Origin of the sequence: Glutamicibacter soli (genome assembly GCF_052322135.1) — a bacterium.
In the GTDB taxonomy this organism is placed as follows: domain Bacteria; phylum Actinomycetota; class Actinomycetes; order Actinomycetales; family Micrococcaceae; genus Glutamicibacter; species Glutamicibacter soli.
The window spans coordinates 2,203,445-2,224,674 of the sequence record NZ_CM125969.1 but is presented as its reverse complement, the minus strand read 5'-3'; the positions used below and the strand labels follow the sequence as shown (position 1 = coordinate 2,224,674).

14 protein-coding genes and 1 tRNA gene are annotated in these 21,230 nt (G+C 66.9%); 13 read left to right on the top strand and 2 right to left on the bottom strand.

Translation table 11 applies throughout. The features are described from left to right. The first annotated feature begins 308 nt into the window (after nt 1-308). From gltB to pyk, 3 genes are all read left to right on the top strand, one after another. Entirely contained in the window at nt 309-4,931 is a 4,623-nt protein-coding gene (gene gltB / locus ACTX90_RS10515) for a glutamate synthase large subunit (protein WP_443442060.1), read from the top strand. Beyond that, nucleotides 4,924-6,393: a glutamate synthase subunit beta gene (locus tag ACTX90_RS10510; protein WP_443442059.1), complete on the top strand. Its 1,470-nt coding sequence runs from the start codon at nt 4,924-4,926 to the stop codon at nt 6,391-6,393. The genes gltB and ACTX90_RS10510 overlap by 8 nt, the downstream gene beginning before the upstream one ends. A gap of 86 nt (nt 6,394-6,479) precedes the next feature. Beyond that, a complete protein-coding gene (gene pyk / locus ACTX90_RS10505; RefSeq protein ID WP_047120774.1) occupies nt 6,480-7,991 on the top strand; it encodes a pyruvate kinase in 1,512 nt (503 codons plus the stop codon). A gap of 192 nt (nt 7,992-8,183) precedes the next feature. Here pyk and ACTX90_RS10500 read toward each other — a convergent pair. Next, nucleotides 8,184-8,268, bottom strand: a tRNA-Leu gene (locus ACTX90_RS10500). 190 nt (nt 8,269-8,458) lie between these two features. Here ACTX90_RS10500 and ACTX90_RS10495 point away from each other — a divergent pair. From ACTX90_RS10495 to ACTX90_RS10480, 4 genes are all read left to right on the top strand, one after another. Beyond that, nucleotides 8,459-9,076 carry an ANTAR domain-containing response regulator gene (locus ACTX90_RS10495; RefSeq protein WP_047119388.1) on the top strand — a complete coding sequence of 206 codons (618 nt, stop codon included), beginning with the start codon at nt 8,459-8,461 and terminating at the stop codon, nt 9,074-9,076. A gap of 301 nt (nt 9,077-9,377) precedes the next feature. Further along, nucleotides 9,378-10,637: an inorganic phosphate transporter gene (locus tag ACTX90_RS10490; RefSeq protein ID WP_113606414.1), complete on the top strand. Its 1,260-nt coding sequence runs from the start codon at nt 9,378-9,380 to the stop codon at nt 10,635-10,637. After that, entirely contained in the window at nt 10,634-10,873 is a 240-nt protein-coding gene (locus ACTX90_RS10485; RefSeq protein WP_047119386.1) for a hypothetical protein, read from the top strand. Before ACTX90_RS10490 ends, ACTX90_RS10485 begins: the two co-directional genes overlap by 4 nt. 77 nt (nt 10,874-10,950) lie before the next feature. Beyond that, the gene (locus ACTX90_RS10480) at nt 10,951-11,496 is read left to right on the top strand and encodes a dihydrofolate reductase family protein (RefSeq protein ID WP_053798324.1); all 546 of its coding nucleotides are present in this window, start codon (nt 10,951-10,953) and stop codon (nt 11,494-11,496) included. Nucleotides 11,497-11,585: 89 nt separating this feature from the next. Here ACTX90_RS10480 and ACTX90_RS10475 read toward each other — a convergent pair whose 3' ends face one another. Continuing rightward, on the bottom strand, nt 11,586-12,071 hold the full coding sequence (locus tag ACTX90_RS10475; protein WP_113606412.1) for a hotdog fold thioesterase: 486 nt from the start codon (nt 12,069-12,071) through the stop codon (nt 11,586-11,588). 85 nt (nt 12,072-12,156) lie between these two features. Between ACTX90_RS10475 and polA the strand changes: the two genes are divergently transcribed. From polA to ACTX90_RS10445, 6 genes are all read left to right on the top strand, one after another. Beyond that, nucleotides 12,157-14,769 carry a DNA polymerase I gene (gene polA, locus ACTX90_RS10470; RefSeq protein WP_244910799.1) on the top strand — a complete coding sequence of 871 codons (2,613 nt, stop codon included), beginning with the start codon at nt 12,157-12,159 and terminating at the stop codon, nt 14,767-14,769. A gap of 108 nt (nt 14,770-14,877) precedes the next feature. Next, entirely contained in the window at nt 14,878-16,176 is a 1,299-nt protein-coding gene (locus tag ACTX90_RS10465) for a GNAT family N-acetyltransferase (protein WP_443442058.1), read from the top strand. Nucleotides 16,177-16,412: 236 nt separating this feature from the next. Continuing rightward, nucleotides 16,413-17,114, top strand: a complete 702-nt coding sequence (locus tag ACTX90_RS10460; protein ID WP_443442057.1) for a polysaccharide deacetylase family protein — start codon at nt 16,413-16,415, stop codon at nt 17,112-17,114. Nucleotides 17,115-17,336: 222 nt separating this feature from the next. After that, nucleotides 17,337-18,806, top strand: a complete 1,470-nt coding sequence (gene rpsA, locus ACTX90_RS10455; protein ID WP_047119382.1) for a 30S ribosomal protein S1 — start codon at nt 17,337-17,339, stop codon at nt 18,804-18,806. Nucleotides 18,807-19,066: 260 nt separating this feature from the next. Next, on the top strand, nt 19,067-20,407 hold the full coding sequence (locus tag ACTX90_RS10450) for a hypothetical protein (RefSeq protein ID WP_443442056.1): 1,341 nt from the start codon (nt 19,067-19,069) through the stop codon (nt 20,405-20,407). 33 nt (nt 20,408-20,440) lie between these two features. Next, a complete protein-coding gene (locus ACTX90_RS10445; protein ID WP_443442055.1) occupies nt 20,441-21,229 on the top strand; it encodes a PIG-L deacetylase family protein in 789 nt (262 codons plus the stop codon). Nucleotide 21,230: the final 1 nt, after the last annotated feature.

The window sequence follows — 21,230 nt, the reverse complement described above, 5'->3', positions numbered from 1 at the left end:
TCCGGAAACACAACCGTGCGCACGAAAGAAACAAACCGTGCGTAGTCTGGATCCCACGCACCGCACTGCAAGCCTCCCCACCCCGCGGAGGCCCGGCGGCGCGTGAACCACAACGAGGTGGGAACCGTTCGTCCCTCATGACCTCGACCGTAGAGCCCACCGGCGCTACCCGTTCGATGTGTTGGGGCACGATGATGAAACACAGGTGGCCGGCAGCCGATGGATCCCTGCACCGAGCATTGCTGCCGCGCAGCGCAGCCTCGCCAGCCCGACCGCCTTTCCTGCTTGAACCATAGAAAGGCACGCTCATGAGCATGACCGGAGTCCAGTTGAACGCCTCGCCAGGCTTTGGCGGGGGACGCCCCTCGCCCTATACCCGATTCTCCGCCGTGCCACCCGCGCAAGGCCTGTACGACCCCGCCGCAGAGAAAGACGCCTGCGGCCTGGCGATGATCGCATCGCTCAAGAATTCCGCATCCCACCAGATCGTCTCCCACGCGCTGACCGCCCTGCGCCGCCTGGAGCACCGCGGCGCGATCGGCGCCGACGAAGGCACCGGCGACGGCGCCGGCATCCTGCTCCATCTGCCCGACGCCTTCCTGCGCAGCGTCGCCGAATTCGCCCTCCCCGCCCCCGGCAGCTACGCCGTCGGCATGGGCTTCCTGCCCGCCCAGGCCGCCGAACTGCAGCTGGCCCGCGAAGAGCTCGAAGCCCTGGCCGAAGAGGAAAACCTCACCGTGCTCGGCTGGCGCGACGTGCCAGTGGACGCCTCAGTGCTGGGCGCCTCGGCCCGCGCCGTGATGCCGCACATCACCCAGTTCTTCGTCGCCGCCCGCAGCGGCGCCGCGTCCGCCGCCGCCTCGCGCGAGCTGGACGCCGCCGCCTGGCGCATCCGCCGCCGCGCCCACAACAAGCTGGGTGTGTACTTCGCCTCGTTCTCCTCGCAGAGCATCGTCTACAAGGGCATGGTCTCCACCGCCCAGCTCGAGCCGTTCTACCCGGATCTGTCCGACGCCGGCTTCGCCAGCCGCTGCGCGATCGTGCACTCGCGCTTCTCCACCAACACCTTCCCCTCCTGGCCGCTGGCCCAGCCCTTCCGCACCATCGCGCACAACGGCGAGATCAACACGGTCAAGGGCAACCGCAACTGGATGCGCGCCCGGCAGTCCACGCTGGCCTCCGACCTGCTCGGCGAAGTGCCCGAGGAGCTGTTCCCGATCTGCACCGCCGGCGCCTCGGACTCCGCCTCCTTCGACGAGGTCGCCGAGATGCTCATGCTCTCCGGTCGCGACGTCGCCGAGGCGATCATGATGATGATTCCGCAGCCGTGGGAGAACGACACCGCCATGGACGCGGACCTGCGCGCCTTCTACCAGTACCACTCGATGCTCATCGAGCCGTGGGACGGCCCGGCCGCCGTGTGCTTCACCGACGGGAAGATGGCAGGCGCCGTGCTGGACCGCAACGGCCTGCGTCCTGCCCGCTGGTGGGTCACCGACGACGACCTGGTGGTGCTGGCCAGCGAGGTCGGCGTGATCGACGTCGCCGAGGAGCACATCCTGGCCAAGGGGCGCGTCGCCCCGGGCAAGATGTTCGCGATCGACCTGGACGCCGGGCGCATCGTGCAGGATCACGAGATCAAGGCGCAGGTCGCCGCCGCCAAGCCGTGGCGCGAGTGGGTGTCGCAGAACCTGAAGTCGCTGGACGACTTCCCGGATCTGGAGCATGTGCGCCACAACTCGGCCTCCGTGCTGCAGCGCCAGCTGACCTTCGGCTACACCACCGAGGAGCTGCGCATCATCCTGGCCCCGATGGCCGCGCACGGCGCCGAGCCGCTGGCCGCCATGGGCACTGACACCCCGATCGCCGCGCTGGCCGACCGCCCGCGCCTGCTGTTCGACTACTTCACCCAGTCCTTCGCCCAGGTCACCAACCCGCCGCTGGACGCCATCCGCGAGGAGCTGGTCACCTCGCTGGGCACCTCCATCGGGCCCGACGGCAACCTGCTGGCCACCGGACGGGTGCCGCAGACCCAGCTGGCGCTGGACTACCCGGTGCTCTCCAACGACCAGCTGGCAAAGATCGTGAACCTGCGCGACGAATCCGGCGCCAAGTACTCGCTGAAGGTCCGCGGGCTCTACCGCCCCACCGGCGGCGAGTCCGAGCTGCGCGCCCGGCTGCAGGAAATCTGCGAGAAGGTCTCCGCCGCCGTGAACCGCGGCGTGCGCTACATCGTGCTCTCCGACCGCGACTCCTCGGCCGCCTGGGCGCCGATCCCATCGCTGCTGCTCACCTCCGCGGTGCACCACCACCTGCTCAAGAGCTCCACCCGCACCCGCGTGTCGCTGATCATCGAATCCGGCGACGCCCGCGAGGTGCACCACATCGCCGCGCTGGTCGGCTACGGCGCCAGCGCCATCAACCCCTACCTGGCCCTGGAGTCGGTGGAGCAGATGGCGGAGCACGGCGAGCTGCCCGGCGTCGGCCCGGGGAAGGCCAGCGCCAACCTGATCAAGGCCCTGGGCAAGGGGCTGCTGAAGATCATGAGCAAGATGGGCATCTCCACGGTTTCCTCCTACTGCGGGGCGCAGACCTTCGAGGCCGTAGGACTGTCCCAGCGTGTGGTGGACCAGTACTTCACCGGCACCGCCACCAAGCTCTCGGGCATCGAGCTGGACGTGGTGGCCGCCGAAGCCGCCGCCCGGCACTCCCGCGCCTACCCGCAGATCGACGGCGGCGCGCAGCCGGCCGAGCTGGAGACCGGGGGAGAGTACCAGTGGCGCCGCGAAGGCCCGCCGCACCTGTTCAACCCGGAAACCGTCTTCCGGCTGCAGCACTCCACCCGCACCCGCCGCTACGACGTGTTCAAGGAGTACACCAAGGCCGTCGACGACCAGGCCAAGGAGCTGAAGACCCTGCGCGGGCTGCTGGAATTCGACACCGCCGGCATCACCCCGATCGACATCGACGAGGTTGAGCCGGTGAGCGAAATCGTCAAGCGGTTCGCCACCGGCGCGATGAGCTACGGCTCGATCTCCGCCGAGGCTCACGAGACCCTTGCCATCGCGATGAACCGGCTGGGCGCCAAGTCCAACACCGGCGAGGGCGGCGAGGACCCCGAGCGCCTGCTGGACCCCGAGCGGCGCAGCGCGGTCAAGCAGATCGCCTCCGGGCGCTTCGGCGTGACCAGCCTGTACCTGACCAACGCTGACGACATCCAGATCAAGATGGCCCAGGGCGCCAAGCCCGGCGAAGGCGGCCAGCTGATGAGCCAGAAGCTCTACCCGTGGATCGCCAAGACCCGGCACTCCACCCCGGGCGTCGGGCTGATCTCCCCGCCGCCGCACCACGACATCTACTCGATCGAGGACCTGGCCCAGCTGATCCACGACGCCAAGTGCGCCAACCCGTCAGCCCGCGTGCACGTGAAGCTGGTCTCCGAGTCCGGCATCGGCACCGTCGCGGCCGGCGTGGCCAAGGCGAAGGCCGACGTGGTGCTGGTCTCCGGGCACGACGGCGGCACCGGCGCCTCGCCGATCAACTCGCTCAAGCACGCCGGCACCCCCTGGGAGCTGGGCCTGGCCGAGGCGCAGCAGACGCTGATCCTCAACGGGCTGCGCGACCGCGTGACCGTGCAGGTCGACGGCCAGCTGAAGACCGGGCGCGACGTGCTGATCGGTGCCCTGCTGGGGGCCGAGGAGTTCGGTTTCGCGACCGCCCCGCTGGTGGTCTCGGGCTGCATCATGATGCGCGTGTGCCACCTGGACACCTGCCCGGTGGGCGTGGCCACGCAGAACCCGGTGCTGCGCGAGCGCTTCTCCGGCAAGGCCGAGTTCGTAGTGAACTTCTTCGAGTTCCTGGCCCAGGAGGTGCGCGAGCTGCTCGCCAGCCTCGGGGCACGCACCCTGGCCGAGGTCGTCGGCCGCGTCGAGCTGCTCAAGGTCAGCCAGCAGCAGCTGGCCGCGCACCAGAAGGTCGCCGGCCTGGCGCTGGAGGCCATCACCCACGTGCCCGAGGTGCCGCTGGCCGCCCGCAGCCGCCGGATCTGTCAGGACCACGGGCTGGAAGCGCACCTGGACCAGCGCCTGCTGGCCGCCGCGCAGCCGGCCCTGGCCGACCGACTGCCGGTGTCCATCGAGGCGGACATCGTGAACACCGACCGGTCGGTGGGCACGCTGCTGGGCCACCATGTGACCAAGACCTTCGGGCTGGACGAGCTGGATGCGGACACCATCAAGGTGAACCTGTCCGGCCGCGCCGGGCAGTCGCTGGGCGCGTTCCTGCCCGCCGGCATCACCCTCGCGCTGGCCGGGGACGCGAACGACTACGTCGGCAAGGGCCTGTCTGGAGGGCGGATCGCCATTCACCCGCCGCAGCGCACCGAATCCGCGCCGGAGGAGCAGGTCATCGCCGGCAACGTGGTGGGCTACGGCGCCACCAGCGGGCAGCTGTTCATCAACGGCTGCGTGGGCGAACGCTTCGCGGTGCGCAACTCCGGGGCGACCCTGCTCGTGGAGGGCATCGGCGAGCACGGCTGCGAGTACATGACCGGCGGCCAGGTGCTCATCCTGGGTCCCACCGGGCGCAACTTCGGCGCCGGCTTCTCCGGAGGCACCGCCTGGGTGCTGGACTTCGATGCGGCCACGCTGAACCCGCTGGCCGCCGCGGACGGCGACCTGCTGATCCGCGGGATCGACGACGAAGAAGCGCAGCGCATCTTCGAGCTGCTCACCGAGCACATCGCGCTGACCGCCTCGCCGCTGGCCCAGCGCCTGGTGCTTGACTGGGAGCGCACCCGCGCCCGGTTCACCAGCATCATCCCGCGCGGCTTCGCGGCCGTGCAGCAACTGCGAACCGACGCCGTCGCGGCCGGGGACAACCCCGACTCGCCGGAGGTCTGGACCAAAATTCTGGAGGTGACCCGTGGCTGATCCACGCGGATTCTTGACGGTGACCGAACGGGTCACCCAGCCCAAGCGGCCGGTGCCGATCCGGCTCATGGACTACAAGGAAGTGACCGAACGCCAGGCGGCCGGTACCCTGAAGTCGCAGGCCGGGCGCTGCATGGACTGCGGTGTGCCGTTCTGCCACAACGGCTGCCCGCTGGGCAACCTCATTCCGGAGTTCAACGACCTGGTCTACAAGGACCGGATGGACGACGCCGCCGCCCGGCTGCTGAGCACCAACAACTTCCCGGAGCTCACCGGGAAGCTGTGCCCGGCCCCCTGCGAGGCCTCCTGCGTGCTGGGCATCAACCAGCCGGCGGTGACCATCAAGCAGGTGGAGGCCGAGCTGGCCGAGCACCTGATGGACGCCGGGGACTTCACCCCCGCCCCGCCGGCGCGCCACACCGAGTTCCGTGTGGCGATCGTCGGCTCCGGCCCGGCCGGCCTGGCCGCCGCCCAGCAGCTGACCCGCGCCGGGCACACCGTGGCAGTCTACGAGCGCGACGAGGCCATCGGCGGGCTGCTGCGCTTCGGCATCCCCGACTTCAAGCTGGAAAAGCACGTGATCGACCGCCGGCTGGAGCAGATGCGCGCCGAGGGCACGATCTTCCGCACCGGCATCGAGATCGGCAAGGACATCACCTGGCAGCAGCTGCGCCGCGACTACGACGCGGTCATCGTCGCCACCGGCGCCACCGTGCCGCGCGAGCTGCCGGTACCGGGGCGCGAGCTGGGCGGGGTGCACCACGCGATGGAATTCCTCACGGAGAACAACCGCGTGGTCGCCGGCCTGAAGTCCGAGCGCGGCATCGACGCGGCGGGCAAGCATGTGATCGTGCTCGGCGGCGGCGACACCGGCTCGGACTGCATCGGCACCGCGCTGCGCCAGGGCGCGGCCAGCGTCACCACGCTGGCCATCGGCAAGCAGCCGGGCACCGAACGCAGCGAGAACCACCCGTGGCCGATGATGCCGGTGCTCTTCGAGGTGCAGTCCTCCCACGAGGAGGGCGGCGAACGCACCTACCTAGCATCGACCGTCAACTTCGTCGGCGGCGAGGGAAGTAAGCAGAACACCGTGATCGGTGTTACAGTGGCAGAGACAGAATTTGTTGCTGGCAAGCGCCTCCCGAAGCCTGGAACCGAACGCGTCATCAAGGCGGATCTGGTTTTGCTTGCCCTCGGGTTCACCGGTCCGGAAGATTCCGGGTTGGTCGAACAGGTCAGTACCGAATTCGACAACCGGGGCAACGTCGCCCGAGATGGCTACTACATGACGAACGCCGACGGGGTGTTCGCCGCCGGAGACTCCGGTCGGGGGCAGTCGCTGATCGTGTGGGCAATCGCCGAAGGGCGTGCCTGCGCAGCCTCGGTGGACAAGTTCCTCATGGGCTCGACCACGCTTCCCGCGCCCGTAGCTCCAACCGATAGGGCCATCAGCATCATTTGAGAGTCACAGGCTTGAATGCGGCACACCCCGCCCGGGGTGGGCCGCATTTTGCCTACGGTTTACATGAAAGGCATATGGCTGACGGAATGAGACGCGCAAAGATTGTTGCTACCTGGGGCCCCTCCCTGGCGAGCTATGAAAACACCGTAGCGGTACTGAAGGCGGGCGTCGACGTGGCCCGCCTGAACATGAGCCACGGGGACCACTCGATGCACGCGCAATCCCTGGCGAACGTGCGCAACGCGGCGGCCGAGATCGGCCGCGCGGTCGGCGTCTTCGCCGACCTGCAGGGCCCGAAGATCCGCCTGGGCCGCTTCAAGGACAACGCGAAGTACATCCTGGAGGCCGGCGAGGAATTCACCATCACCATCGAGGAGGTCGAAGGCACCCGCAACCTGTGCGGCACCACCTTCAAGGGACTGCCCTCCGATGTGCAGGTGGGCGACTTCCTGCTGGTCAACGACGGCAAGGTCAAGCTCAAGGCCGTCGAGGTCACCGACACCGAGGTGCGCTCGGAGGTCGTCGTCGGTGGCGAGGTGTCCAATAACAAGGGCATCAACCTGCCCGGCGTAGCCGTGAACGTGCCTGCGCTGAGCGACAAGGACGAAGACGACCTGCGGTGGGCGCTGCGCGCCGGCATCGACATGGTCGCGCTGTCCTTCGTGCGCAATGCCAGCGACATCGAGCGCGTGCACGAGATCATGGACGAGGAAGGCCGCCGCGTGCCGGTCATCGCCAAGATCGAGAAGCCGCAGGCAGTGGACGCGCTGGAGGAAATCATCAACGCGTTCGACGCCATCATGGTCGCCCGCGGCGACCTGGGTGTGGAACTGCCGCTGGAAGACGTGCCCGTGGTGCAGAAGCGCGCCGTGGAGCTGGCCCGCCGCTGGGCGAAGCCGGTCATCGTCGCCACCCAGGTGCTCGAATCCATGATCGAATCGCCGACCCCGACCCGCGCCGAGGCCTCGGACTGCGCCAACGCGGTGCTCGACGGCGCCGATGCGGTCATGCTCTCGGGGGAGACCTCGGTGGGCGCCTACCCGGTGGAGACCGTGGAGACCATGTCCCGCATCATCGCCTCCACCGAGCAGCACGGCCTGGACCGCATCCCGCGCCTGGGCTCCAAGCCCAAGACCCGCGGCGGCGCGATCACCCGTGCCGCGGTAGAGATCGCCGACCAGCTCGACGCGAAGTACATCGTGGCCTTCACCCAGTCCGGCGACTCGGCCCGGCGCTTATCGCGCCTGCGGCCGAAGAAGCCGGTGCTGGCTTTCACCCCGCTGCAGCAGACCTACAACATCATGACCCTGATGTGGGGCGTGCAGGCCCGCCTGGTCGCCTACGCGGACCACACCGACAAGATGACCGCCCAAGTCGACGAGGCACTGCTCTCCGAGGGGTTGGCCGAGCTGAACGACATCGTTTGCATCGCCGCCGGTTCCCCTCCGGGGCAGGCAGGCTCGACCAACTCGCTGCGCGTGCACAAGGTCGGAGACCTCGCCGACGCCGGCCAGCTGGTCAACGGCAAGCCGATGCCGGCCCGCGAGAAGGTCGGGCCGTGGGCCGAGGAAAACGTCTCGGTGCCCAAGTCGCTCTAGCGCTTCGGCCTCGGCTGGCAGGCTGAAACCCAAGGACCCGTCCGCGCTTCGATCTCCATCGAAGAGCGGATGGGTCCTTCGCCTTCCTCCACCGGGTGCCGTCCGGCGAAGATGAGCGCAGCTGCCTCGGTGTCCGGTGACGCAAAAAATCCGCTGGCGGCAGTTGGAAAACTGCTGCCAGCGGATCTGCTTTGGTGCCCAAGGTGGGACTCGAACCCACACATCTTTCGATACCGCATTTTGAGTGCGGCGCGTCTACCGATTCCGCCACTTGGGCGAGCACAAAGAATATCCTACTTGAGCGTTCGCGGAATTCCTAATTGAGTTCGTGGTCGATATCAGCCCTGTTCCGTGCGCAAACCAGTAGGCTTAGAGGTGACACTGAGGCAACGGGGCTTCACGTACTGAAACCACCGAAATCTGCCGATCATGATGGCAGGCATTCTTAATACGAAGGACGGCGCCGAATGAGCGAGCTACCAGAAATCACCAGAATCCCCTCCGAGGCGAGCAGCGCGCCGCGCCGCGTCATCGTGGCCGAAGACGAGACCCTGATTCGCCTGGACATCGTCGAAATTCTGCGTTCCGAAGGCTACGACGTCGTCGCCGAGGCGGACAACGGCCAGAGCGCGTTGGAGAAAGCCCGCGAGCTGAAGCCTGATCTGGTGCTGATGGATGTCAAGATGCCGGTCATGGATGGCATCACCGCGGCCGAAGCCATCGTGAAGGAGCGTATCGCCCCGGTGGTACTGCTGACCGCGTTCAGCCAGAAGGAGCTCGTGGAGCGCGCCCGCGAGGCCGGTGCCATGGCCTATGTGGTCAAGCCGTTCACCCCGGCCGATCTGACCCCCGCGATCGAAATCGCCATCTCCCGCAACGACGAGCTGCGCGCGCTGGAGGAAGAAGTTTCCAGCCTGGCCGAGCAGTTCGAAACCCGCAAGCTCGTGGACCGCGCCAAGAGCCTGCTGATCACCAAGATGGGATTGAGCGAGCCCGAGGCCTTCCGCTGGATCCAGAAGACCTCCATGGACCGCCGCCTGAGCATGCGTCAGGTCGCCGAAACCGTCATCGATCAGGTGAAGTAACCGGCCGTAGGCCCATAAACCATCGAAATGTGTGTCAGACCACCTGTGGTTTGACGCACATTTTTTATTTTCCGCGTCAGCCGCGGAATTCTCGATTCCGGTGTTTGCACAGGAAGTTGCCGGTTGTTCACCTTCCGTTAACCTTGCGTTGCCATGGTGGACATGTTGACGAACCATTACATGGGCATAAGATTGAAATTACGCGCTGACCCTTGGTTTGGCGCGCCCTCCAACTCGCAACACGGATCGTCCGCGGTCCACGTAATTTTCCTTGCCGTTCGACCCCTCAGGCTGGTATTCAATGGATTTGACGCTTATCGTCGTCCTGGTCATTGCCTTGGCGTTGTTTTTCGACTTCACCAACGGTTTCCATGACACGGCCAATGCGATGGCCACCCCAATCGCAACCGGGGCAATCTCGCCCAAAAAAGCAGTAGCCCTCGCCGCAATTTTGAACCTCGTCGGCGCGTTCCTTTCCACCGAGGTCGCCAAAACGATCTCCGGAGGCATCATCAACGAGGACCCCACGACCGGGGTCGCCATCGGCCCGGCCATGATTTTCGCTGGTCTGATGGGTGCGGTGATCTGGAACCTGCTGACCTGGCTGCTCGGCCTGCCATCCAGCTCCTCCCACGCGTTGTTCGGCGGCCTGGTGGGCGCGGCAATCGTCGGCGCCGGATTCGGCGCCGTGAACTACGGCGTATTGCTGTCCAAGGTGCTGCTGCCGGCCATCGTGGCCCCGTTGATCGCGGGTATCTCCGCGTACCTTTGCACCAAGCTGGCCTATGCGATCACCAAGCGCCAGTCGGGAACCTCGCCCAAGCGCGGCGGTTTCCGCTACGGCCAGATCTTCTCCTCCTCGCTGGTCGCGCTGTCGCACGGTACCAATGATGCGCAGAAGACCATGGGCGTCATCACCCTGACCCTGGTGGCCTCCGGCCTGCAGGACGCCGGCACTCCGGTGCACTTCTGGGTTGTCGCGGCCTGTGCGTTCGCGATCGCGCTGGGTACCTACACCGGAGGCTGGCGCATTATCCAGACCATGGGCTCGGGCCTGACCGACGTCAAGCCCGCACAGGGCTTCGCGGCCGAGATGTCGACCGCGTCGGCCATCCTGACCTCCTCGCACCTGGGCTTCGCCCTGTCGACCACCCAGGTCGCTTCCGGCTCCGTCATCGGTTCGGGACTCGGGCGCAAGGGCGCCGAGGTCCGCTGGGGCACCGCCGGGCGTATCGCCCTGGGCTGGCTGTTCACCCTGCCGGCAGCGGCAATCGTCGGCGGCCTGGCCGCGTGGATCACCCACGCGGGCACCGTCGGAGTCATCATCGTCGCAGTTGCCGGTTTGGTTTCGATGCTCGCCATCTGGGTGCTGTCGCGCAAGAATCCGCACACCCACGAGACGGCGATGTCCGACATCGACAACTCGGGTGCCGCAGTGAACATCCTGAGCAAGAAGGAACGCCGCGCGAAGGCCAAGGCCGAAGCCAAGGCGAAGCAGGCTGCCTTGCGCGCCAAGGCCGAACGCGAGGAAGCTGAAGAAGAGAAAGTTGACAAAGCATGATCGACTGGACAGCATTTCTGATCGTTGCCGTCGTCACCTGGGCCGCCGCCCTGCTGATCGTGGCCGCATACTCGATGGGTGTGCGATTGCTGGCCGTGGCCAAGGACAAGGGCGCCAACGTGGGACTGAACAAGTCCGGCGCCTACGCCTGCTTCACGCTGTGCGGGCTGATCGTCGCCTTCGGCGTGGTCCTGATCGTGCCGCAGCTGAGCGAGGCGATCCTGGGGATCTCCTAGGGCCACCGGCCTGACGTGCCGGGGCCCGGCGGACAACTGAATATTGCCTTCGATGGAGGCACCCATAGACTAGAGCCATGACAAGCTTCAAGTACTACGTGGGTGCCTCCATCGACGGTTTCATCGCAGATCGCGCCGGGGATGCGCATTGGCTCCAGCCCTTCTCCAAGCTGGCCGGAGTCCGCGAGCATTTTGACGAATTCTTCGCCGGCGTCGGCGCCATCGTGATCGGCGGCAAAACCTATGAGAACATCGCCCGCGATGTGGCCGAGGGCAAGCTGGAATGGGTCTACGGCGACAAGCCGGTGTGGGTGTTCACGCACCATGAGCTGCCGACGGTGCCGGGGGCGGACCTGACCTTCATCCGCGGAGAAATCGGCTTCTGGAGCCGCGACATCGCGCGCAGCGCCTCGGTGGGGGACGTCTGGGTGGTCGGCGGCGCCGACCTGGCCGGCGGCTTCGTCGAAGCGGGCATGCTTGACGAGCTGCTGCTGATCACCGTGCCGGTGCTGCTGGGCGGCGGGGCGAACATCTTCGGCCGCGGCGTGAACATGGAGCTGGACGGGCTGGAGCTCAAGGACCTGGGCGGCAACGTCTTCGCCTCGCGCTACGCCATCACCTGATCCGCCCGCGGCAGGCTGACTTCCTGCGGCATGACAGCGCCCGCCCCGGGTCCATCCGGGACGGGCGTTTTTTCTGACCGTGACGTGACTTAGGGCTCGATGGGCAGCAGCATGTTGGTGATGCGCGCGGTGGCCACCCGTTTGCCGTCCGCGTCGCTGATCACGATCTCATGCGTGGTGCTGCGCCGGCCCAAGTGCAGCGGGGTGCAGGCGGCGCTGACCAGCCCGGCGCGCCCGGCGCGGTGATGGGTGATGTTCAGGTCCATACCTACCGGGTTGGCCTTGCCTGCCCCGTGCAGGGCCGCGGCGAAAGAACCCAGGGTTTCGGCCAGCGCCGCCGACGCGCCGCCGTGCAGGATCCCCATCACCTGGGTGTTGCCCTCCACCGGCATGGTGGCGCAGAGCCGGTCCACCGAGAACTCGGTGAATACAATGCCCAGCTTTTCCACCAGGGTGCCCACCCCATGGCGGGACAGGAAAGGCCACATTGATTCGGGGACCCCGTGGGCGGCCAGCTGCTGGGCAAACGGGTGTGCTGAAGATTGCGCGGTTCTGGAAGTGAAATTGTCGCTCATGCCAACTAGGCTTTCAGGTGTGAGCGAAACTACCAAACCGACGCCCACGTCGGACAAGACCCTGCTGATCATCGACGGACACTCCATGGCCTTCCGCGCGTTCTACGCGCTGCCCGCGGAGAACTTCGCCACGAGCACCGGTCAGCATACCAACGCCGTGCACGGCTTCGTCTCGATGCTGCTGACGATGATCCGCCAGCAGAAGCCCACCCATGTCGCGGTGGCCTTCGACTTGGACACCCCGACCTTCCGCGTGCAGGAATACAGCGAATACAAGGGCGGACGCAACAAGACCCCCGAAGAGTTCTACGGGCAGATCGAGCTGATCCAGCAGGTCATGCACGGGATGAACATCCCCACGGTGAGCCTCGACCCGTTCGAAGCCGACGATGTCCTGGCCACCCTGTCCACGCGGGGCGAGGAAGCCGGCTTCAAGGTCCTGGTTGTTTCCGGCGACCGCGACGCCTTCCAGCTGATCACCGACAAGACCCTGGTTTTGTACCCGAAAAAGGGCATCAGTGACATCCCGCCGATGGACGCCGACGCGGTGGAAGCCAAGTACTTCGTGCGCCCCGAGCGCTACTCGGATTTGGCCGCACTGGTCGGCGAATCCGCCGACAACCTGCCCGGCGTGCCCGGGGTCGGCCCCAAGACCGCGGCCAAATGGATCAACCAGTACGGCGACCTGGCCGGCATCCTGGAGCACGTCGACGAGATCAAGGGCAAGGTCGGCGAATCGCTGCGCGCCCACGTGGACAACGTGACCCGCAACCGCCGCCTGAACCAGCTGCGCCACGACCTGGACCTGCCGGTGACCCTGGACGAGATGGAGCTGGTGGCTCCGAACCGCGAGGAGATCGAGAACCTCTTCGACGCGCTGGAATTCAACACGCTGCGCAAGCGCCTGTTCGACCTGTTCGCCGCGCAGGAGGAGGACACCGCTCCGGAGGTCGCCGAGTTCGCGCGCGTGATCACCGACAACGCCGAATCGCTGGCAGCATTCCTGGCCGCCGGAGAAGGTGCGCCGGTCGCAGTGCAGCCCGGCGTCGCCAACGGCGAAGCCGTGGGCCTGGGCCTGTTCCGCGGCAACGAAGCCGCCTGGGTGGAGCTCTCCTCCCTGGACGAGGCCACCGAAACCGTGCTAGCGGACTTCCTGAAGGATGCCGACGCCCCGAAGATCTTCCACGACGCGAAGGTCGCCATGCACCTGCTGGCCGAGCGCGGGCTGGGCGTGGACGGGATCGCCGATGACACCCTGATCAGCGCCTACCTGATCCAGCCGGACCGGCGCAGCCACGAACTGGTCGACCTGGTGCAGTACCACATGAAGTACCAGGTGCCGGTGTACCAGGCGAAGAAGGGCGAACTGGATCTGGGGCTGGCCGGAGAACTGGCCGAACCGACCCTGGCCCAGGCGCAGGCGATCTTCGACCTGTCGGCCTACCTGGACACCAAGCTGGTGGAGAAGCATGCGGACAAGCTCGCCCGCGACATGGAGCTGCCGCTGATCCCGGTGCTCTTCGCGATGGAGCGCGCCGGCGTGGCGGTGAACCGCGCCCGCCTCGATGAGCTGCGCGCCCACTTCACCACCCAGGTGGACCAGGCGACCAATGAGGCGTTCGCCGCGATCGGCCATGAGGTCAACCTCTCCAGCCCCAAGCAGCTGCAGGTGGTGCTCTTCGAGGAGCTGGACCTGCCGCGGACGAAGAAGATCAAGACCGGCTACACCACCGATGCCGAGTCGCTGCAGGACCTGCTGGTCAAGACCGGGCACCCGTTCCTCATCGCGCTGATGGCCTACCGCGACGCGATCAAGCTGCGCCAGACCGTGGACGGGCTGCTGAAGTCCGTGCAGCCGGACGGCCGCATCCACACCACCTACGCGCAGACCGTCGCCGCCACCGGCCGCCTGTCCAGCCTGAACCCGAACCTGCAGAACATCCCGGTGCGTTCGGAGGAGGGCCGGCGCATCCGCGACGTGTTCACCGTCGGGGAGGGCTACGACACCCTGCTGACCGTCGACTACTCGCAGATCGAAATGCGCATCATGGCGCACCTCTCCGAGGACGAGGGGCTGATCGAGGCCTACCGCAACGGTGAGGACCTGCACCGCTACGTCGGCTCACGCGTGTTCAACGTCGAACCGGCCGAGGTCACTTCCGAGATGCGCTCCAAGGTGAAGGCGATGAGCTACGGCCTGGCCTACGGGCTGAGCAGCTTCGGGCTGTCCAAGCAGCTGAAGATCGGCGTCGACGAGGCCCGCAAGCTCATGAAGGACTACTTCGACCGCTTCGGCGCCGTGCGCACCTACCTGCGTTCGGTCGTCGAGCAGGCGCGCAAGGACGGCTACACCGAGACCATCTTCGGGCGCCGCCGCTACCTGCCTGAGCTGAACAGCTCCGACCGCCGCCTGCGCGACATCGCCGAACGCGCCGCGCTCAACGCCCCGATCCAGGGTTCGGCCGCCGACCTGGTGAAGGTCGCGATGCTCAAGATCGCCGATGGCCTGGCCTCCGGCGGCTACGCCTCGCGCATGCTGCTGCAGGTGCACGATGAACTCGTGCTGGAAATCGCCCCGGGCGAGCTGGACGCGGTACGCGAATTGGTGACCCTGGAAATGGGCCGCGCCGCGGACCTGCTGGTCCCGCTGGACGTCCAGCCCGGCGTCGGCGCCACCTGGCACGAGGCGGCGCACTAGCCCCCGGCCGCCACCGATTCCGATCCGCCGGGCCGCACCTTCCACCGGTGCGGCCCGGCGGTTTCGGCACCAGCCCACAAAACATCCACCAGCGAAAGGCCCGACACCATGAACCCTGCAACCCCCGAAGGGATCGAACTGGAATTCATCGGGTCCGGCCTCGTCGACGGCCAGCCCTCCGCGTCCTGGCTGCTGCTCGAACGCGCCATCGCCCGCGGCTTCCATGAATCCAGCGCGGACGCCGATGGCCGCAAGATCCTAGCGGAGCTTGACGAGCAGGACGAAGTGCAGTCCATCCTCGCCTTTGACCGCACGGCGGCCGCGCCCAGCCTGCATGCCGCCGATCCCGTAGGCACCTATTCGTATTTTGCCGGCACGCTGAACGTCGGCGGGCCGCAGCTGCTGGAGGTGCACGAGATCACCTCGGTCACCGTCAGCCCGACCCACCGCCGCCGCGGCATCCTGCGCTCGATGATCACCACCCACCTGGACCGCGCCGCGGCCGACGGCGTCCCGGTGGCGGTGCTGACCGCCTCGGAAGCCACCATCTATGGCCGCTTCGGATTCGGGGTGGCCGCCGAACGCTGCCGCTTCGAGCTGAAGTCCGGGCAGGGCGCGCAGTTCCGCGCCCCGGCCTCCGGCACCGTGCAGGCCGTGGCCCCCTCGGCGATGGCCGAGCAGGTGGCGCAGCTCTACCGCGAGCACCACCTGGCCACGCTCGGCTCGGTGAGTAACAACTCCTTCGACCTGGGCAGGGCCACCGGCCGTTGGGAAAGCTACGACAACCTCAAGCCGGCCGCGAAACTGCGCGGCGCCCTGCACTACGACGCGCATGGCACCCTGGACGGGTTCATCACCTACACCTTCGAGGGGTGGAAGCAAGAGGAGCCGGCGATGTCCATCGGCACCCTGTGCACGGTGAACGAGACCGCGCGCCGCGAACTTGTCGCCTACCTGTGCGACCACGACCTGATCGAACGCGTCACCGGGCGCGGCCCGGTGGACGACGTGCTGCCCACCGCGCTGCGCAATGCCCGCGACTACAAAACCACCGCGCGCGGGGACCACCTGTGGGTGCGCATCCTTGACGTGCCCGCAGCGCTGGGCGCCCGGAGCTACCGGCGTGATGCGCGAGTGGTCCTGCAGGTCGACGACGATCTGGGCTACGCCGCGGGCACCTGGGTGCTGGAAACTGCCGCGGGAGTGATGTCGGTGCAGCACGCGGACGGGGCCGCCGCCGACGCCCGGCTGGACGCCCGGGATCTGGCCACGCTCTACCTGGGCACGCGCAGCGCCACCCATCTGGCTGGCGCCGGGCTGCTCGCCGAGCACCGGGCCGGCGCCCTCGATGACCTGGATGCGCTGTTCACCGGTCCGCGCACCCCGTACTGCCAGGCGGACTTCTAGACCCGATGCCGACCTTCGAACGATCACCCGCTCCCACCCGGCGCGGGGTCCTGCGCGGTGCGCTGGGTCTGGGAACACTGTCAATCGCCGCACTCACCGGGTGCGCACCCAACCCCGAAGCACCGGCCCCGACCCGCGGCGGTCCCAGCGGGACGGACGCCCCACCCGCGCCCGAACCCTCGCGAAGCGCCTCCGCCGGTCCATCCGCGACGCCGCAGCCAAGAGCCGCGGCGGTCATGTCGCGCGCCGAGGCGGCCGCGAAGTACCACGGCCGGAAGCCCGGCACGTTCGGACTGGACGTCCCGGGGATCCAGCTCGGGCTGCCCCGCGGGAACAAAACCGCGGCGCTGACCTTCGATGCCTGCGGGGGACCGGGCGGAGCGTTATTCGACCCGGCGCTGATCACGGCGCTGCGCGACGCCGAGGCGCCGGCCACGCTGTTCGTCAACCAGCGCTGGGCGCGGGCCAACCGGTCCCTGGCCGCGGAGCTTGCCGCCGATCCTTTGTTCGAGATTGCCAATCACGGAACCAGCCATGCGCCGCTGGGCACCGCCGGGCAGATGGCCTATGGCATCCCGGGCACCGCGTCGGTGGGACAGGCCTACGACGAGATCATGGGCAACCAGCGCTACCTGCAGGAGGAGTTCGGCCTCACCGCGAAGTTCTTCCGATCCGGCACCGCCCACATGGACCAGGTCGGCGCCGCGCTGTGCCGCGACCTGGGGCTCGTGCCGATGAACTTCACGGTCAATCTGGATGCCGGGGCGACCTTCCCGGCCTCCACCGTCGCGGCGCAGGTCGGCGGCCTGCGCGCCGGCGACGTCGGGATCGGCCATTTCAACCGCCCGGATTCCGGCACGGCCGCCGGGGTTCGCCAAGGGCTCAAAACCTTGCAGGATGCCGGAGTCGAGCTCGTACGGCTTTCCCAGGGCTGGTGAACGGCTGCCCGGGCCCCGCCCGAGGAACCCAAATGTAGCGAACCTCACAAAGCAGAGCTGCGGATGTTGGGGTGATCTGCTTTGCCTCGGCAAAGCCCAGCGCGTAGACTTGAACAGCGTGCCGTGGCCATGCCATGTCCGCAAATTGTTTTACCCGCTCGAAATTCCGGGACTTCCGGGGTTTCGACTGATCAAATCTATCCACATCGGAGTCCCTACTACATGACCATCACCTCGAACGAGAACAACAGCGCACCAGTTGTCGCAATCAACGACATTGGATCCGCTGAGGACTTCTTGGCCGCAGTCGATGCCACCATCAAGTACTTCAACGATGGTGACCTCGTCGAAGGCACCGTCGTCAAGGTTGACCACGACGAAGTTCTGCTCGACATCGGTTACAAGACCGAAGGTGTCATCCCTTCCCGCGAGCTTTCCATCAAGCACGACGTTGACCCGGGTGACGTTGTCACCGTTGGCGACAACGTCGAGGCCTTGGTCCTGACCAAGGAAGACAAGGAAGGCCGCCTGATCCTGTCCAAGAAGCGTGCACAGTACGAGCGCGCTTGGGGCGACATCGAAAAGATCAAGGAAGAGGACGGCGTCGTTACCGGTACCGTCATCGAGGTTGTCAAGGGTGGCCTCATCCTGGACATCGGCCTGCGCGGCTTCCTGCCTGCGTCGCTGGTCGAGATGCGTCGCGTTCGCGACCTGGCCCCATACATCGGCCAGGAAATCGAAGCCAAGATCATCGAGCTGGACAAGAACCGCAACAACGTTGTGCTGTCCCGTCGTGCATGGCTCGAGCAGACCCAGTCCGAGGTCCGCTCGACCTTCCTCAACAAGTTGGAAAAGGGCCAGGTTCGTCCGGGCGTTGTTTCCTCCATCGTCAACTTCGGTGCATTCGTGGACCTGGGCGGCGTAGACGGCCTGGTACACGTTTCCGAGCTGTCCTGGAAGCACATCGACCACCCATCCGAGGTTGTCGAGGTTGGCCAGGAAGTCACCGTCGAGGTTCTGGAAGTCGATCTGGACCGCGAGCGCGTTTCCCTGTCGCTGAAGGCTACCCAGGAAGATCCATGGCAGACCTTCGCCCGCACCCACGCACTGGGTCAGGTTGTACCGGGCAAGGTCACCAAGCTGGTTCCATTCGGTGCGTTCGTTCGCGTCGAAGACGGCATCGAAGGCCTGGTTCACATCTCCGAGCTGGCAGTTCGCCACGTTGAGCTGGCCGAGCAGGTTGTCTCCGTGGGCGACGAGCTGTTCGTCAAGGTCATCGACATCGACCTGGAGCGCCGCCGCATCTCGCTGTCGCTCAAGCAGGCCAATGAAGGCGTGGACCCAGAGGGCACCGAGTTCGACCCAGCACTCTACGGCATGGCTGCAGAGTACGACGAGGCCGGCAACTACAAGTACCCAGAGGGCTTCGACCCAGAGTCGAACGAATGGCTTGAAGGCTTCGAGACCCAGCGCGCTGCATGGGAAGCACAGTACGCTGCTGCCCAGGAGCGTTGGGAAGCCCACAAGAAGCAGGTTGCTGCCGCAATCACCGCCGATGCAGAAGCAGAGCCTGCTGCTGCCGGCGAGGCTGCCCCAGCATCGTACTCGTCGGAGGCTCCAGCCACCGACGCCGGCACCCTGGCTTCCGACGAAGCACTGGCTGCTCTGCGCGAGAAGCTGACCGGCAACTAATTTCGCTTCTCCCGCTGCGGCGGGGTGAACGAAAGCGTTTGCTGTGCAAGGCCCAACCCGTTTCGGGTTGGGCCTTGCCCCATTTAACCGCCGGCTCCGCCCGGCCGGCCCAGACCGCGTCATCATTAGTGCTGATCCGCGCACTTCCAGATCGCTCCCGCGGTGGACTCCCGATAATAGATCCGTTCGGTAGTCTAAACCCAAGAGCGGTTTCCCGACTCCGGCAACGGCCGGATCGCCGGTCCGAAGGAGTGCGCAAAATGCAGATGGCGAACCAGGCCGCGTCCGGGTCCACGTCGCACAAGAACATCCCGTTCTGTTCGCTGCGCGAGGACGAGTGGGCGCAGGTACCGCGTACCATCCCGGACCTGTGGCTGGGCGTCGGCGTCTGGGTCCCGCTGGGGGCCCTGCTGCTCTACCTCATCCGCTTCGCGCCGCAGCCCCTGGTTTTGGGCAGCTGGGCGCCAATCCTGCTGAGTTACTCGTTTTTCATCGGGGTCATCGTGCTGCTCGGCGGGGCCGGCCGGCACGCGGCGTGGATCGGGCTGGCGGCCGCCATCTGGTTCGATGCGCTGCTGGATCCGACAGGAACCGAGCAGCAGGTGCTGTATGCCGCCATGGGCTACTTCGGCCTGCTGGCGATCGCGGGACTGATCGGCCAGCTGAGATTTGCGGCATTGCTGACGACCTGGCGCCGGCAAGCGCAGGGAAGCGTGCAGGTACCCTCGAACGCATTCAAGCCGCTGCGCTACAGCCAGCTGATCCCCACTTGGATGTGGGGCCTGACCAGTGCCATCGTAGTTTGGCCGCTGCTCAAGGCAGGCTGGAAATTCTTCACCGTCGCCGACATGGACTTCGCCGCGGTTGACGCTGAGCTGTACTACGAACTAGGTGTGGGGCTCGGGGTGATGGCCCTGGTCCAGTTGGTCGGCCTCTTCAAGTGGTTCGAATCCCGTAGTGTTCCGCTGATGGCGCTTGAGATCCCGGGGGTACCCGAAACCGGGCCGCTGGGTTTCATCGGCGTGGGCAATGGGCTGCCGGCGTCCCAGGTACAGTCCGCGCAGTGCACCTGCGCCCAGGATGAGGCCAACAACCAGGCCGAGGACTTCAAGCATCCCGGCTGGTTTCTGGTGTCCGACCGGTGCGCGGTCCACGGCATCCGCGCCGTCAACGAGCTTTCCGCAAGGCAATTCCTGGAGATCGCGCAGGAGCCGTGGGTGTACGGAGCGAATGTGGAGGCACTGCCGTGCGCGGGCACCGGGCGTATGGTCATCTCCGGGTTGTACGGCTGGGGCTCGAAGCCGGTCCGGCTGGGCGTTCGCAGCTTCTTCAGCGGCGGCCTCCAGACCGGGGCGCATCTGCTGCCCGGCACGGCGCGCGAACCGCTGCGCCGCGCCACGCGCAGCATCAGGTGGGTGGATCCGAGGGGCAACGCCCTGGCCCCGGAAGCGATCGATGCCGCTTCGGAACAGGTCATCGACCGGATCAATCTGGCGCCGGTGGGCCTGCGCGGGCATGCCGTGCGCGTAGCAGGCCAACGGGTCCGCTTCGAGGCGGCCGATGCGCGGATACCGGCTGAACGGGACGCCGCGAGATCCTAGCATCGTGATCCCGCGCGGATTTATCATGCTTGCATGAGCGAACCGCATTCGATCGCCGTGATCGTCGCCCACCCGGACGACGATGCCTATGGGTGTGCGGGATCGATCGCCCTGCACGAAACCGACCCCGGCTTCAGGTTCATCCTGGTGATCGCGACCGATGGCGGGGCGGGACTGATCGCCGACGGCATCCCGGCGACGCCGGAAACCTTGGGCTCCTGGCGGCGCGGCGAAAGCGTGCGCGCCTGGCAGGCCCACGGGCGGGTGCCTGACCGCCATGAGTGGCTCGACTACGCCGATGGCGGGCTGCACCTGGTAGAACCCGGTGAGCTGGAGGACCGGGTGCGCCGGATCCTGCTGGAAGAACGGCCGCAGGTCGTGGCGACCTTCGGCCCCGACGGGATCACCGGGCACCGGGACCACATCGCCATCGGGCGGGCTGCCGACGCCGCCTTCCACCAGGCCAGGGAGGTCCCCGGGCCGGGGCTGCGCCGGCTGGTCCACGGGGCGGTGCGGGAATCGACCTTCCAGCGCTGGAACGCCTCGCGCGAACGTCGCGGGCTGCCGCCCTTCGACCCGGCAGTCGAATACCAGCTGCGGCCAGTGCCAGACAGCCTGATCGACATCGAGGTGGACACCACGCAGGTCGCCGGACGGATTCTCGCCGGGCTGCATGAACACCGCAGCCAGCGCCCGGTGCTGACCTACCCGGGCGGCGAAGCCGGGTGGGAGCGCATCGTGGGGCGGGAACCAGCGGTGCTCGCCTGGCCGCCGCGCCCACGCGGCGCACCGTTGTTGACCGACCTGTTCGAAGGGCTGTAAG

Excerpts from the sequence above, each read along its gene's own strand:
- gltB (WP_443442060.1), top strand. The coding sequence starts at position 309 with ATGAGCATGACCGGAGTCCAGTTGAACGCCTCGCCAGGCTTTGGCGGG.
- pyk (WP_047120774.1), top strand. The coding sequence starts at position 6,480 with ATGAGACGCGCAAAGATTGTTGCTACCTGGGGCCCCTCCCTGGCGAGC.
- ACTX90_RS10495 (WP_047119388.1), top strand. The coding sequence starts at position 8,459 with ATGAGCGAGCTACCAGAAATCACCAGAATCCCCTCCGAGGCGAGCAGC.
- ACTX90_RS10490 (WP_113606414.1), top strand. The coding sequence starts at position 9,378 with ATGGATTTGACGCTTATCGTCGTCCTGGTCATTGCCTTGGCGTTGTTT.
- ACTX90_RS10485 (WP_047119386.1), top strand. The coding sequence starts at position 10,634 with ATGATCGACTGGACAGCATTTCTGATCGTTGCCGTCGTCACCTGGGCC.
- ACTX90_RS10480 (WP_053798324.1), top strand. The coding sequence starts at position 10,951 with ATGACAAGCTTCAAGTACTACGTGGGTGCCTCCATCGACGGTTTCATC.
- ACTX90_RS10475 (WP_113606412.1), bottom strand. The coding sequence starts at position 12,071 with ATGAGCGACAATTTCACTTCCAGAACCGCGCAATCTTCAGCACACCCG.
- polA (WP_244910799.1), top strand. The coding sequence starts at position 12,157 with ATGGCCTTCCGCGCGTTCTACGCGCTGCCCGCGGAGAACTTCGCCACG.
- ACTX90_RS10465 (WP_443442058.1), top strand. The coding sequence starts at position 14,878 with ATGAACCCTGCAACCCCCGAAGGGATCGAACTGGAATTCATCGGGTCC.
- ACTX90_RS10460 (WP_443442057.1), top strand. The coding sequence starts at position 16,413 with ATGTCGCGCGCCGAGGCGGCCGCGAAGTACCACGGCCGGAAGCCCGGC.
- rpsA (WP_047119382.1), top strand. The coding sequence starts at position 17,337 with ATGACCATCACCTCGAACGAGAACAACAGCGCACCAGTTGTCGCAATC.
- ACTX90_RS10450 (WP_443442056.1), top strand. The coding sequence starts at position 19,067 with ATGCAGATGGCGAACCAGGCCGCGTCCGGGTCCACGTCGCACAAGAAC.
- ACTX90_RS10445 (WP_443442055.1), top strand. The coding sequence starts at position 20,441 with ATGAGCGAACCGCATTCGATCGCCGTGATCGTCGCCCACCCGGACGAC.